Here is a 14256-nt window from a genome sequence, read left to right on the forward strand (position 1 = left end):
GGGGCGCAGCGTCCGGCTGCGCCCAGCCCCTCTTTTGCGACGCCCCGACCCCATGACAAAAATACCCCGCCGCCCCTTCCGCTCCCGCGAATGGTTTGCCGCCCCCGAGCGCTCGGACATGACCGCGCTGTACCTGGAGCGGTTCATGAACTACGGGCTGACGCCCGAAGAACTGCGCTCGGGCCGGCCCATCATCGGCATTGCGCAGACGGGCAGCGACCTGTCGCCCTGCAACCGCATCCACCTGGATCTGGCGCGCCGCGTGCGCGACGGCATCCGCGATGCGGGTGGCATTCCGATGGAGTTCCCCGTCCACCCCATCTTTGAAAACTGCCGCCGCCCCACGGCCGCGCTGGACCGCAACCTGGCCTACCTGGGCCTGGTGGAGATCCTCTACGGCTACCCCATCGATGCGGTGGTGCTGACCACAGGCTGCGACAAGACCACGCCGGCGGGCGTCATGGCCGCGTCCACCGTGGACATTCCGGCCATCGTGCTCTCGGGCGGGCCGATGCTCGATGGCTGGCACGAGGGTCAACTCGTGGGCTCAGGCACCGTGATCTGGCGCAGCCGCCGCCAGCTGGCCGCAGGCGAGATCGACGAGGAAGAATTCTTGCAGCGCGCCTGCAACAGCGCGCCCTCCGCCGGGCACTGCAACACCATGGGGACGGCCTCCACCATGAACGCCGTGGCGGAGGCGCTGGGCCTGTCATTGCCGGGCTGCGCGGCCATCCCGGCACCGTACCGCGAGCGTGGCCAGATGGCCTACGAGACCGGGCGGCGCATCGTGGAGATGGCGTACGAAGACCTGCGCCCCTCGCGCATCCTGACGCGCGAGAGTTTCCTGAACGCGCTTTCCGTGGTCAGCGTGGCGGGCGGCAGCAGCAACGCGCAGGTGCACATCATGGCCATGGCGCGGCATGCTGGCGTGCAGCTGGACGCGCAGGACTGGACCGACCATGCCTACGACCTGCCGCTGCTGCTGAACATGCAGCCTGCGGGCCAGTTTTTAGGTGAGCGCTTCTTCCGCGCCGGCGGCGTGCCCGCACTGATGTGGGAGCTGCAGCAGGCCGGCAAGCTGCACGCCGACTGCGCCAGCGTGACGGGCAAGACAGTAGGCGAGAACCTGCAAGGCCGCGAGACCCATGACCGCGAGGTGGTCCGCCCCTTCAGCAACCCGCTGATGGAAAAGGCCGGCTTCATGGTGCTCAGCGGCAACCTGTTCGACTTCGGGATCATGAAGACCTCGGTGATCTCCGAAGCCTTTCGCCAGCGCTACCTCAGCCAGCCGGGCGCGGAAGGCATCTTTGAAGCCCGTGCTGTGGTGTTTGAGGGTGCGGACGACTACCACGCGCGCATCAACGACCCGGCGCTCGACATCGACGAAGGTTGCATCCTGGTCATGCGCGGCGCAGGCCCTATCGGCTGGCCGGGGTCGGCCGAAGTGGTGAACATGCAGCCGCCGGACGCGCTGATCCGGCGCGGCATCAACACCCTGCCCACGCTGGGCGACGGGCGCCAATCAGGCACGGCAGACAGCCCGTCCATCCTCAACGCATCGCCCGAAAGCGCCGTGGGCGGAGGGCTGAGTTGGCTGCAAAGCGGCGACACCGTCCGCATCGACCTGAACACCGGGCGCTGCGATGCGCTGGTCGCCCCCGAAGAGATCGCGCGCCGCAAGCGTGACCTGCCCGCCCCGCCCGTGCCCGCGAGCCAGTCGCCGTGGGAGGCGCTGTACCGCGAGAAAACGGGGCAGCTGGCCGATGGCGCCACGCTGGACTTTGCGCTGGAATTTCAGCGCATTTCCGAAAAGACGCCACGCCACAACCACTGACAACGAACGGGCGGGCCACTGGCGCCAACCCGGTTTTTTTCAAAGGACTCCACATGAACAACATGACGGCAGCAGCAGTTGCCGAACGGGCCCGTGCGCCCCAAGCCGCGTTGCAAGTGCTCCCCGACGACGGCCTGCAAGGCACGCTGGTGGGCCGTGTGTGGGCACCCCAAGGGGCGGTGCCCGGCCCCGCCGTGGTGGCACTGCGGCCCGAAGGTGTTTTTGACCTGAGCGCGCACTACCCCACCATGAGCACGCTGCTCGACACCCTGGCACCGGCAGAGGCTGCGCGCACCGCCACCGGCCAGTACCTGTGCAGTGTGGAGGACCTGCTGGCCAACAGCCAACCGGGCGCGCGCGACGCCACCCGCCCTTGGCTGCTGGCCCCGTGCGACCTGCAGGTGGTCAAGGCGGCGGGCGTGACCTTTGCGGCCAGCCTGATCGAGCGCGTGATCGAAGAACAGGCGCGCGGCGACGCGACCCGCGCGCAGGGCCTGCGCAACCAGGTCATCGGCCTCATCGGCGAGAACCTCGCCGACATCCGCCCCGGCTCCCCCGAGGCCATGCGCCTGAAGGCGTTGCTGCAGGACAAAGGCCTGTGGTCGCAGTACCTGGAGGTGGGCATCGGCCCCGATGCCGAGGTGTTCACCAAGGCACCGGTGCTGGCCTCGGTGGGCTGTGGCGACGACATCGGCATCCGCTCCGATTCGGCCTGGAACAACCCCGAACCCGAGGTGGTGCTGGCCGTGAACAGCCGGGGCCAGATCGTGGGCGCCACGCTGGGCAACGACGTGAACCTGCGCGACATCGAGGGCCGCAGCGCTCTGCTGCTGGGCAAGGCCAAGGACAACAACGCGTCCTGCGCGCTGGGCCCGTTCATTCGCCTGTTTGACGCCAGTTTCGGGCTGGAACAGGTGCGCAATGAGACGGTGCACCTGCGCGTGGCGGGCCAAGACGGCTTTGAGCTGCGCGGCATCAACACCATGGCCAGCATCAGCCGCGACCCCACCGACCTGGTGGCGCAGACATTGGCCGCGCACCAGTACCCGGACGGCTTCATGCTGTTCATGGGCACACTGTTCGCCCCCATCGAAGACCGCGACCAGCCGGGCGGCGGCTTCACCCACCACCTGGGCGACCTGGTGTCCATCCAGAGCGCCTGGCTGGGCGGCTTGCACAACCGCGTGACCCACAGCGAGGCCGCCCCGCACTGGCGCTTTGGCCTGCGCGCCTTCATGGCCAACCTGGCGCAGCGTGGGCTGCTGCAGGGCGCCGCACTCTGAGTGAAGAAGAAAAAAGGAGACACCGATGCTGAATGCCTTCATCGACCGCTGCTGCCGCTGGATCAACCTGCTCATCGCCCTGGCGCTGGCCGTGATGGTGGCCATGGTGTTTGGCAATGTGGTGCTGCGGTATGCGTTCAACTCCGGCATTGCCATCAGCGAGGAGGTGTCGCGCTGGCTGTTTGTGTGGATCACCTTTCTGGGCGCCATCGTGGCGGTGCGCGAGCGGGGCCACCTGGGCACCGACTTTCTGCTGGCGCGCCTGCCACCGCTGGGCCAGCGCATTTGCCTGGGCCTGAGCTACGCGCTGATGATCTGGTGCACCTGGCTGCTGTTCAGCGGCGCACTGGCGCAGGCACGCATCAACTGGGATGTGGATGCGCCGGTCACCGGTGCATCCATGGCCATCTTCTATGCGTCCGGCGTGGTGTTTGCCGTGGCGGCGGGCCTGCTGCTGGCGCTGGACCTGTGGCGCATTGTGTCGGGGCAGATGCCGGACAGCGAGCTGGTGCAGATCGCCGAATCCGAAGAACTGGCCGCCGTGGGCAGCCAGCTGCCACACGCAGCCCCCGCGCCCACGGCCTCGCGCCAGTGAGCCCCACACCGCAATGACCTGGAGCGCTCTTCCATGACCGTTTTTATCTTCCTCGGCTCCCTGCTGGCCGCCATGGCCATTGGCGTGCCGATTGCCTACGCGCTGCTGGTGTCCGGCGTCGCCCTCATGTGGCACCTGGACCTGTTTGACGCACAGATCCTGGCGCAGAACGTGATCAACGGCGCCGACAGCTTTCCGCTGCTGGCGGTGCCCTTCTTCATGCTGGCGGGCGAAATCATGAACGTGGGTGGGCTGTCGCAGCGCATCGTCAAGCTCGCGCTCACGCTGGTGGGGCACAAGCGCGGCGGGCTGGGTTTTGTGGCCATCCTGGCCGCCTGCATGCTGGCGGCGCTGTCGGGCTCGGCCGTGGCCGACACGGCAGCACTGGCGGCGCTGCTGCTGCCCATGATGGTGAAGGCCGGGCACGACAAGGCACGTGCGGGCGGACTGATTGCGTCGGCCGGCATCATCGCGCCGGTCATTCCGCCCTCCATCGGCTTCGTGGTGTTTGGCGTGGCGGCCAATGTGTCGATCAGCAAGCTGTTCCTGGCGGGCATCGTGCCGGGGCTGCTGATGGGGCTGGCGATTGCGGTCACCTGGTACTGGGTGTCGCAGCGCGAGAACGTCACGCCGCCGCCCAAGGCCTCCACGGCCGAGAAGCTGCGGGCGCTCAAGGAATCCACGTGGGCGCTGTTCCTGCCGGTCATCGTGATCGTGGGTTTGAAGATGGGCGTGTTCACGCCCACCGAGGCGGCGGCGGTGGCTGCGGTTTACGCCCTGTTCGTGGCCACGCTGGTCTACCGCGAGCTGCACTGGCGCCAGCTCACTGACGTGTTCATCAGCGCCGCCAAGACCACGGCGGTGATCATGTTCCTGGTGGCAGCCGCCATGGTCAGCGCCTGGCTCATCACCGTGGCCGACATCCCGCGCCAGCTGGTGGGCCTGCTCAAGCCGCTGATGGAGCACCCCACGCTGCTGCTCATCGCCATCATGGTGCTGGTGATGGCCGTGGGCACCGCCATGGACATGACCCCCACCATCCTCATCCTCACACCCGTGCTGATGCCGGTGGTGAAGGCTGCGGGCATCGACCCGGTCTACTTCGGCGTGCTGTTCATCATCAACAACGCCATCGGGCTCATCACCCCGCCCGTGGGCACGGTGCTGAACGTGGTGGCCGGAGTGGGCAAGATGCGCATGGACGACGTGACGCGGGGCGTCATCCCGTTCATGGTGGCGCAGTTCGCGGTGATGTTCTTGATGGTGCTGTTTCCGTCGCTCGTGCTGGTGCCGATGCGGTGGTTTACGGGATGAATCTACAGGTTTGAAGCAAAAAATGCCGCAAGCGCTAGTGGATATTACGCTTGCAGCTATCAAATCAGGAGTTACTCACCCCTAAGCGCTGTTCAGTTGGCCACCGTGAAACGCTTTTGCACGTGGCGTGGTGTTTCCAGTTCGTCGGCCATTGCCACCGCCAGGTCGGCCACGCTGATGCTGCCAGGCTGGTCGCCGTTCATCAGCGGGGCCTCGTCGCCCAGGCGGTACTGGCCGGTGCGCTCGCCGGGCTGCAGCAGGATGGGGGGCGAGAGGAAGGTCCAGTCCAGCGTGTTTTCGGTACGGATCCAGTTCAGCGCCTCGCGGGCTGCCAGGGCGCCCTGCTTCCATTCGGCCGGGAACTGGGGCGTGTCCACCAGCTGCACGCCGGGCGCCACGAACAGGCTGCCTGCGCCGCCCACCACCAGCAGTCGGCGCACACCGGCGGCCTTGGTGCCGTCGATGATGGCGCGCGTGCCCTTGAGGAACTGGTCGTGAATGTCTGGCACCGTCCAGCCAGGGTTGTAGGCGCTGACCACGGCGTCGTGGCCAGCGACCGCCTTGGCCACCTGGGCAGCGTCCTGCGCGTCGGCGGCGACCACGGTCAGGCCTTCGCGGGGGGTGAGCTTGCCAGGGTTGCGGGCCAGCACGGTCACGCGGTGACCACGTTGCAGCAGTTCGTTCAGCACGGCCGAGCCGACAAAGCCGGTGGCACCAATCAGGGCGATGTTCATACGGTGTCCTTGGGGTCAAAGTTGCGATGTAGTGAGAATAGGAGCTTGTCAAAGCAGGCGGTAGAGGGTTAAAACAGCCTTCTTTTTGAAGCTCTACTTCACAATCAACTCCCTACCACTCTCGTTGACCCATGATGGAAGACCTCAAACGCATGGCCGTGTTTGCCGCTGTGGTGCAACACGGCTCGATGAGCGGCGCCGCGCGCGCCCTGGGCATGAGCACCTCGGCGGTGAGCCAGCAGGTGCGCAAGCTCGAAAGCGATGGCGGCGTGACGCTGCTGCACCGCTCCACACGCAAGCTGGCGCTCACCGAGGCGGGCCAGCGGTACCACGCGCGCTGCGCTGCCATGTGGGCGGCGGCGGAGCAGGCGCGGGCCGAGCTGGCGGCCTCGCGCGATGCGCCGAGCGGCGAGTTGCGGATGTCGGCCACCGTAGGTTTTGCGCGGCACATTGCGCCCGCCCTGGGAGAACTGCTGGCCGCGCACCCGGCGCTGCGCCTGCGGCTGCTGGTGGACGACTCCACCATCGACCTCATCAACGCCCGCATCGATCTGGCGGTGCGCTACGGGCGCCTGGCAGATTCGACCTGGGCCGCGCGGCGCCTGGGGGGCATGCACTGGTACCTGTGCGCGTCGCCCGACTGGGTGGCCGCACATGGCATGCCCCAGCACCCGGACGCGCTGCTGTCCCACAGCTGGCTGGGCTTTGCGCGGGAGGGGGGTGGGCTGCTCATCGACCTGCGCAGCCCCACCGGCGAACCCCGCGCGCTGCGCGTGGAGCCGCGCATTGCCAGCAACAACCAGCTCTCGATCCAGCAGATGTGCGAAGCCGGGCTGGGGTTGGCGCTGGTGGGCAGCATGGATTCGCACGATGCGCTGCAGGCCGGGCGGCTGGTGCGGCTGCTGCCGGAGTGGTCGTTTGGCACGCTGGATATCTGGGCCGTCACGCCCCAGCGCGATGCCCAGCCCGCAAAGGTGCGCCAGGCGATTGCAGCGCTGCACGCCTACCTGAAGCAGGTGCCGGGCATTTCGGACTGAGGCCCGGCGATACTGTGAAACCCTGCCAGCCCACTACTGCGCGGAAGCCCCACGGCAACGCCACGCCCCTGCGGCAGACCTTGCACAGTGGCTGATATCTTGACCAGACCGTTGCGGAGACATCCATGATTCTTGAAGTTGCCCACCTCACTGTCCGCACCGGTCAGAACAGCGCGTTTGAGCAGGCTTTTGCCCAGGCGCAGCGCATCATTGCGTCCATGCCCGGCTATTTGTCCCATGAGCTGGGCCATTGCATGGAGCGACCGCAGGACTATGTGCTTCTGGTGCGCTGGGCCACCCTGACCGACCACGAGGTGGGGTTCCGCCAGTCCGCCCAGTACCAGGAATGGAAGCGGCTGCTGCACCATTTTTACGATCCGTTCCCCACGGTTGTGCACTTTGAGCCCGTCACGCCGGACAGGGTGTGACGGCGCCGCCACGCACGGATGCTGCAGCGCACTATTCGGGTATTGCCTGAAGATTTAGCGCACTGCGCATGCCGTTTGGGTCCTAGAATTTGTAAAAGCGCGTATCTTCGTATCTTCATTACCGCGCGAAGGATCCAACATGAAAGCCATCCAGCAGGACATCGACGAGCGGACCAACCTCACCAGCACCAACAAGTTCGAGCTGTTGCTGTTCCGCCTGGGCATCGACAGCGCCTTGGGCAAGTCCGAGCTGTTCGGCATCAACGTCTTCAAGATCCGCGAGATCGTGGCCATGCCCAGCATCACGCCGATCGCTGGCACTACGGCCCATTCGCTGGGGGTGGTCAACCTGCGCGGACAGGTGATTCCGGTGCTGGACCTGCCCTCCATCGTCGGCTGCAAGCCTCAGACGGGCCTGAATATCATGCTGGTGACCGAATACGCGCGCACCACCCAGGCATTTGCGGTCGAGTCGGTGGAAGACATCGTGCGCCTGGACTGGAAGCAGGTGCTGTCGGCAGAGACCAGCGGCGCAGCCGGCAAGCTGGTGACCAGCATTGCCCGCCTGGATGGCAACACCGACGAGTCCCGCCTGGCCCAGGTGCTGGACGTGGAGGCGATCCTGCAAATGATCTCGCCTTCTGACGGTCATGAGGTCACCGAGGAAAAGGTGGGCGCCAAGCTCAAACTCAAGCCCGGCTGCATCATCCTGGCGGCCGACGATTCGTTTGTCGCCCGCTCGCTAATCGAGCAAGAACTCAAGGTGCTCAACGCACCGTACGAAATGGTCAAGTCCGGCAAGGAGGCCTGGGACCGGCTCAATGCCATCGCCAAGAGCGCCGAGGCCGAAGGCAAAACCGTGCTCGACCGCGTGGCCATGGTGCTGACCGACCTGGAAATGCCCGAAATGGACGGCTTCACGCTGACGCGCAACATCAAGCAGGACGCCCGTTTTCACGGCCTGCCGGTGGTTATCCACTCCTCGCTGTCGGGCTCGGCCAACGAAGACCATGTGCGCAGCGTCGGGGCGGATGGCTACGTCGCCAAGTTTGTGGCCGAAGACTTGGCGGAAACCATCCGCCGCGTGCTCCCCAAGTAAACCGGCGGCCCCTCCCCCCATCACAATGGCCCTGCGGGGCCGTTGTGTTTTGAAGGATGCCACACTACGTCCAGTTAGCTCGTAGCGCCGATTGAATATGCCTCGGTAGCTATCATTTTTGTTAGTACCTACCGGCAGGGCGCGCCTGCCTTCACGGGTTGTTACAGCCTTTCTCTGCACCTGTGCTGACGGCGGGTCAACCAAACACCCGCCCCACGCGCTAAAGTGATTGGCACCCCTGTGCCAGGCTCCTGAAATTTGTAACGTTCCACCGGAGCGCTTTTCATGGGCTTTACGGACGGGGCGGAACGCGCCATTCCGGCCGGAGTCTGAACACCATGAACTACACCATCACACGCATCCTTTCGGCCACGGTTCTGGGGGCCCTGGTGACTGGGTGCGCCACCGTGCCCGGCGACCCGTACTACGATGCTCCACGCTACCCCGTGTACGAACAGCCAGGCTACATCTACAGCGCGCCGCAGCCGGTGTACCAGGCCCCGCCCGTGTACCGCGCGCCCGGCGTGATCTATTCGGCCCCACCGCCCGCTGTGTACTACGGCGGACGTGACCGCGACGACAACCGCTGGGACAACGACCGCAACCGCGGTGACTGGCGCGAAAGGGAACGTGAGCGGGACCGCGCAGAACGCGACCGGGCCGCCCGCGAACGTGAGCGGCGCGATCAGCAAGCCCGCGAACTGGATCGCAGAGCCCGTGAGCAAGACCAGGCCCGCCGGGAGCAGGCCGAACGGGACCGCCGTGCCGCCGAAGACCGCCGTAACCGCGAGAACCGCCCCGGTCGTCTGGCGCCTGACAGCTATACACCGAGCCCGTACGACTGGCGCTCGCGCCAGCAGTCCAACAGCCAGGAAAAGCCTTGATGGCCTGTCGCTGAACCCGCTGCCCTAGCCACTTTTTCATGACCATGAAGCCACGTCGACACATTCTCATCACCGGTCTGTGCGTGGTCTTCCTGGGTGCCTGGGCTCCCTTGGGAGCCCAGGCGCAAGTGATACGTTGCACCGACGCTGCCACGGGCAAGGTCACCTACACCGACGGCAAGTGCGCCAGCGGCGCCACCGAGCGTGAGGTAGAGGCCCGCAAGACCCCACAAGAGATCCAGCAGGAGCGCGAAGAAGCTGCCGAAGCGCTGGCCCGCAAACAGCAGCGGCTGCAGGCCGAAGCAACGGCTGCAGAGACCGAGGCACGGCGCAATGCACAGCGTGACCACGCGGCCCCAGCCAAGACGATCGACTATGCGCGCTCTCCGGAGTGCGCTCGCTCGCGGCGGAACCTGGATGTGGTGCTGAGCAGCGCCACGGGTGGTGGCTACGAACAAAACCTGCGGGTGGAGGCGGCACAGCGCCAGGTCGACCTGGACTGCCTGGGCCCCCAGGGCTATGCAGAGGTGGAGAAATCCCGGCCCCGGTCCAACACCACGGCACCCGTGGTGGTCGTTCCCCCGCCGTACTACCCCGTGCGGCCAACGCCCGTGCAGCCACCGCCACCCACACCCGCCCCCAAAAAATTCACGCAGTGCAACGTGTTCCGCTGCTACGACGCGCAGGGCAACAGCTACCCACGCTGATTGGGCGTCCGTTGCAGGCGGATTGAGAAACCTTCGAAGTTATTGCGCGGCTTCTCAGGCCCGCAGCCCTTCGGCCACGCTGGGGTAGCGCAACCGCAGCCCCAGCTCGCGCAGCATGCGCTGGTTGTCCAGCCGGCGCGATTCACTCATGAAGCTCAACAGCATCAGCGACAGCTGCTCCTGCGCCGTGCTGCGTGGCGCACGCGGCGGGCGCGGCAGACCATACAGGTCGGCCGCCAGGTCAAAGTAGTCGCCCATCTTCATATGGGTGGAATCACTCACGTTGTAGGCGCGCTGCGGCCGGCCCTTCCACACCGCCGCCATGCAAGCGCGGGCCAAATCGTCGGCGTGGATGTGGTTGGTGAACACATCGTCCTCAGCCACCAGCACGGGCGTGCCCCGACGCAAGCGCGCGTCTGGGGTGCCACCCTCTCGGTCAGGCGCATAGATGCCCGGTATGCGCAGCACCGTGGCCCGCACGCCGGCACGGCCCAGATGGCGCACGGCGCGTTCGGCGTTCACACGGCGCTGGGCGCGCGGTGTGCCAGGGGCCACGGTCCGCGTCTCTTGCACCAGGGCGCCCTGGCAGTCACCATACACGCCGCTGGTGGACGCATACGCCAATGACGCTGGCAGGCTGCGCAGCCGCAGCGCCCGGGTCAGCGCCACGGTGCGCGGGTCGCGCCACCATGCATTGCCCCCCGCGCCCTCACCCGGCGGCGGCGCCAGGTGCAGCACACGTGTGGCCAGGCCAGACAGCCTGCGCAACGTCGCCGCATCGTCCAGATTGCCCAACAGCGGCCGGGCGCCCTGTGCGCGCAGCCCCGCCACCCGCCCTGCACTGGAGGTCAGCGCCAGCACCTGCATGCGGCCAGCACCAGGGCCGGTCTGCAAATTGCGCAGCACCCGTTGACCTACATCACCACAGCCCACGATCAGCAGGCGTTCGCGACGAAAGCGGGCTGGCAGGGCGCCGAGGGGGTTTTGGTTTGAAGGCAAAATCGGAACCGTCCGTTGACTACAAGAGCCCCCGAGGATACCCACTCCATGACCAGTGCTGAGTCCGTTTTCCAGATCACCGTGCAGCCCAGTGGCCGCGCTTTCAGTGCCAATGCGGGCGAAGCCATCCTGGCCGCCGCCATCCGCAGCGGCGTGGGCCTGCCCTATGGCTGCAAGGACGGCGCCTGCGGCTCGTGCAAATGCAAAAAAATCAGCGGCACCGTGCAGCACGGCGCCCACCAGTCCAAGGCCCTCTCGGCCGACGAAGAAGCCGCAGGCCTGGTGCTGACCTGCTGCGCGCAGCCGCTGTCCGACGTGGTGCTCGAATCACGCCAGGTCACCGACGAAAGTGCCTACCCCATCAAAAAGATGCCCGTGCGCGTGGCCTCGCTCGAAAAGATGTCGCACGACGTGATGCAGGTGCGCCTGCAGCTGCCTGCGGCAGACACGTTCCGCTACCACGCGGGCCAGTACATTGAATTCATCCTGCGCGACGGTGCGCGCAGGGCCTACTCGATGGCCAACGCGCCGCACACCCAGGCCGAGGCGCCGGGCGTGGAACTGCACATCCGCCACATGCCGGGCGGCAAGTTCACCGACCATGTGTTCGGCGCGATGAAAGAGAAGGAAATCCTGCGTGTCGAGGGCCCGTTCGGCAGCTTCTTCCTGCGCGAAGACTCAGACAAGCCCATCGTGCTGCTGGCGTCCGGCACCGGCTTTGCCCCCATCAAGGCGCTGATCGAGCACCTGCAGTTCAAGGGCATCAGCCGCCCCACCGTGTTGTACTGGGGCGGCCGTCGCCCGGGCGATCTGTACCTGGCAGACTGGGTGCAGGCCCGCGTGGCAGAGCTGCCGTGGCTGCGCTACGTTCCGGTCATTTCCAATGCGCTGCCCGAGGACGGCTGGACGGGCCGCACCGGCTTCGTGCACCAGGCGGTGCTGGATGATTTTGCAGACCTCTCGGGCCACCAGGTTTATGCCTGCGGAGCCCCCATCGTGGTCGAATCCGCCCGCGATGCCTACAGCGCCCAGCGCGGCCTGCCGCCCGAGGAATTCTTTGCCGACGCCTTCACCTCAGAAGCCGACAAGCATGGCGGCTGACCTAGCCCCCCCACGGCACCAGCCACCCCACTGACCGTGCGCCCAGCGCCCGCCCCGCCCACCCCGCAGGGCACGCCGCAGCGCTGGCCCCAGGCACGGCGCGCGGGCTTTATTGCCACGCTGCTGTGCGTGGCGGCGCTGCTGGTGTGGGGCGCAGGCGAATGGGCGGAGCAAAGCGAACGCGATGCCCAGTGGGACAACCTTCGCCGCCTGGGCGAGGTACAAGCCCTGGCGCTGCGCGGCGTGGCCACGCGGTACAACTACCTGCCCTTCACGGCCGCGCAGCACCCGCTGGTGCGGCAGCTACTGCAGCGGCCCGCATCACAGGCCGTGCGGGACGCTGCCAACGCCTACCTGCAGGCGGTGAACCAGCACGCGGGCTCCGACATGCTGTACGTGATGGACCCGCAGGGCCTCACGCTCGCATCCAGCAACTGGGATACCCCCAACAGCTTTGTGCACCAGAACTACGGCAACCGTCCGTACTTTCGCGATGCGCTGGCAGGCCAGACGGGCCGCTTTTATGGCGTGGGCAAAACCACGGGCGAGCCCGGCCTGTTTGTCTCCGCCCCGGTGGTCGAAGCGGACCGGGTGATCGGCGTGGTAGCGGTCAAGGTGCGCATGGAGCCCATCTCAGACGCCTGGGCCCAGCTGCGTGACCCGGTGTTTGTGACGGACGAGCAGGGCATCGTGTTTCTGGGCTCCGTGCCCGGCTGGCTCTACCGCACTAGCCGCCCTTTGCCCGCACCGCTGGTACAGCAGTTGCAGCACAACGAACAGTACGGCACGGGCTGGGCCCCGCGCGCCGTGCCTTGGACCCTGCGCCCCCAGGACGACTCGCCCGGCGCCGAACTGCGCCTGGACGGCCCGGGCGGCAAGCGGTATCTGGCCTTTGAGGAAAAGCTGCCCGATCTGGGCTGGACCCTCACCGTCACCGCCGACAGCCGCGTGGTGGCCTTGGCACGGCAGCAGGCCTGGGCGCTGGCCACGCTGGCCTCGGGCCTGCTGGTGCTGGGCGCGCTCTACTGGCAACTGCGCGAGCGGCGGCTGGCAGAGACACGCCTGGCCCGCATCGAACTGGAGCAGCGCGTGCAGGAACGCACCCACGCGCTACAGCAAGCCCAGGCGTTCCGCCAGTCCATGGAAGACTCACTGCTGGTGGGCATGCGCGCGCGCGACCTCGAAGGCCGCATCGTCTACGTCAACGCCGCCATGTGCGACATGGTGGGCTACCGGGCCGACGAACTCATTGGCCAGTTGCCGCCCTACCCCTACTGGCACCCCGACGACCTCGACCGGCACTGGAACGACAGCGACACCGTGCTGGCCGGCAATGCGTTTCCCCAGGGGCGGGAGAACCGCCTGCGGCACCGCGATGGGTCGGACGTGTACACCATGTTCTACACCACACGTCTCATCGATGGGAGCGGCCACCACATCGGCTGGATGAGCTCGGTGGTCAACATCACCGCGCAAAAGCGGGCCGAGGAACAGCAGCAGCAACGCGAGACCCAGCTGCAGCGGGTGCAACGCGTGATCACGGTGGGCGAGATGGCCTCCACCCTGGCACACGAGCTGAACCAGCCGCTCGCAGCCCTGGTCAACTACGCGGCGGCTGCACGTGCGCTGGCCGCACAGGGCAAAACCGGGCCACTGAACGACAGCCTCGAAGCCCTGTCGGCCCAGGCGCTCCGGGCCGCCGACATCGTGGGCCGCATCCGCCGCTGGGTGCGCCAGCACCCTGAAAGCCGCGAGCCCTGCGACCTGTCGGCCATCGTGGAGCAGTCGCTGGAGCTGCTCTTACGCGCCGAGGCCCGCCGCCAGGGGATTGCGGTGCGCGTCGAGCAGGCCGCAGCCCCTTTGCAGGTGCACGCCGACCGCGTGCTGCTGGAGCAGGTGGTGATCAACCTCGGACTGAACGCCTTGCAGGCCATGCAGACGCACCAGCCCCCGCCCGAAGGGCACGAACTGCGGCTGCGTTTGGCCGCAGACCCGGGCCATGCGCTGGTGCAGGTGCTCGACCGGGGCCCGGGCCTGCCGCCCGGCATCGCAGAGCGCCTGTTCGAGCCTTTTTTCACCACCCGTTCCGACGGGCTGGGCCTGGGCCTCAACATCTGCCGCTCCATCATCGAAAGCATGGGCGGCCAGCTGCACGCCCGCAACCGCGAGGGCGGCGGCGCTGTTTTCGAAATCCGCCTGCCGCTCGTCAACGTCTCTGAGAATCCCTGAGAACCCCTGAGA

13 protein-coding genes are annotated in these 14256 nt (G+C 66.9%); 11 read left to right on the plus strand and 2 right to left on the minus strand.

The features are described from left to right. Positions 1 to 52 precede the first annotated feature (52 nt). The 4 genes from ACODSM_RS10845 to ACODSM_RS10860 are packed head-to-tail and all read left to right on the plus strand — an operon-like array spanning position 53 to position 5026. On the plus strand, positions 53 to 1834 hold the full coding sequence (locus ACODSM_RS10845) for an IlvD/Edd family dehydratase (protein ID WP_488805253.1): 1782 nt from the start codon (positions 53 to 55) through the stop codon (positions 1832 to 1834). 53 nt (positions 1835 to 1887) lie between these two features. Next, a complete protein-coding gene (locus ACODSM_RS10850) occupies positions 1888 to 3117 on the plus strand; it encodes a fumarylacetoacetate hydrolase family protein (RefSeq protein ID WP_488805254.1) in 1230 nt (409 codons plus the stop codon). Between the two features lie 25 nt (positions 3118 to 3142). Further along, complete coding sequence (locus ACODSM_RS10855; protein WP_488805255.1) at positions 3143 to 3712, plus strand: TRAP transporter small permease; 570 nt, start codon at positions 3143 to 3145, stop codon at positions 3710 to 3712. 33 nt (positions 3713 to 3745) lie between these two features. Next, positions 3746 to 5026 carry a TRAP transporter large permease subunit gene (locus ACODSM_RS10860; protein WP_488805256.1) on the plus strand — a complete coding sequence of 427 codons (1281 nt, stop codon included), beginning with the start codon at positions 3746 to 3748 and terminating at the stop codon, positions 5024 to 5026. Positions 5027 to 5118: 92 nt separating this feature from the next. Here ACODSM_RS10860 and ACODSM_RS10865 read toward each other — a convergent pair whose 3' ends face one another. Then, positions 5119 to 5760, minus strand: a complete 642-nt coding sequence (locus ACODSM_RS10865) for an NAD(P)-dependent oxidoreductase (RefSeq protein ID WP_488805257.1) — start codon at positions 5758 to 5760, stop codon at positions 5119 to 5121. A 134-nt stretch (positions 5761 to 5894) separates the two neighbouring features. Between ACODSM_RS10865 and ACODSM_RS10870 the strand changes: the two genes are divergently transcribed. The 5 genes from ACODSM_RS10870 to ACODSM_RS10890 all read left to right on the plus strand — a co-directional run bounded on the left by ACODSM_RS10870 (position 5895) and on the right by ACODSM_RS10890 (position 9915). Continuing rightward, a complete protein-coding gene (locus tag ACODSM_RS10870) occupies positions 5895 to 6797 on the plus strand; it encodes a LysR family transcriptional regulator (protein WP_343736041.1) in 903 nt (300 codons plus the stop codon). Between the two features lie 125 nt (positions 6798 to 6922). Further along, positions 6923 to 7225 carry an antibiotic biosynthesis monooxygenase family protein gene (locus ACODSM_RS10875; protein ID WP_015015358.1) on the plus strand — a complete coding sequence of 101 codons (303 nt, stop codon included), beginning with the start codon at positions 6923 to 6925 and terminating at the stop codon, positions 7223 to 7225. A gap of 139 nt (positions 7226 to 7364) precedes the next feature. Beyond that, a complete protein-coding gene (locus ACODSM_RS10880; RefSeq protein ID WP_015015359.1) occupies positions 7365 to 8324 on the plus strand; it encodes a chemotaxis protein in 960 nt (319 codons plus the stop codon). A gap of 338 nt (positions 8325 to 8662) precedes the next feature. Beyond that, the gene (locus ACODSM_RS10885; protein WP_488805258.1) at positions 8663 to 9208 is read left to right on the plus strand and encodes a hypothetical protein; all 546 of its coding nucleotides are present in this window, start codon (positions 8663 to 8665) and stop codon (positions 9206 to 9208) included. A 44-nt stretch (positions 9209 to 9252) separates the two neighbouring features. Beyond that, positions 9253 to 9915, plus strand: a complete 663-nt coding sequence (locus tag ACODSM_RS10890; RefSeq protein ID WP_488805259.1) for a DUF4124 domain-containing protein — start codon at positions 9253 to 9255, stop codon at positions 9913 to 9915. 54 nt (positions 9916 to 9969) lie between these two features. Here ACODSM_RS10890 and ACODSM_RS10895 read toward each other — a convergent pair whose 3' ends face one another. Next, a complete protein-coding gene (locus ACODSM_RS10895; RefSeq protein ID WP_488805260.1) occupies positions 9970 to 10914 on the minus strand; it encodes an SDR family oxidoreductase in 945 nt (314 codons plus the stop codon). 48 nt (positions 10915 to 10962) lie between these two features. Between ACODSM_RS10895 and ACODSM_RS10900 the strand changes: the two genes are divergently transcribed. Then, on the plus strand, positions 10963 to 12015 hold the full coding sequence (locus ACODSM_RS10900; protein ID WP_488805261.1) for a CDP-6-deoxy-delta-3,4-glucoseen reductase: 1053 nt from the start codon (positions 10963 to 10965) through the stop codon (positions 12013 to 12015). A gap of 36 nt (positions 12016 to 12051) precedes the next feature. Next, a complete protein-coding gene (locus ACODSM_RS10905; RefSeq protein ID WP_488805262.1) occupies positions 12052 to 14244 on the plus strand; it encodes an ATP-binding protein in 2193 nt (730 codons plus the stop codon). Positions 14245 to 14256: the final 12 nt, after the last annotated feature.

The sequence above is a fragment of the Acidovorax sp. FG42 genome (assembly GCF_057809195.1).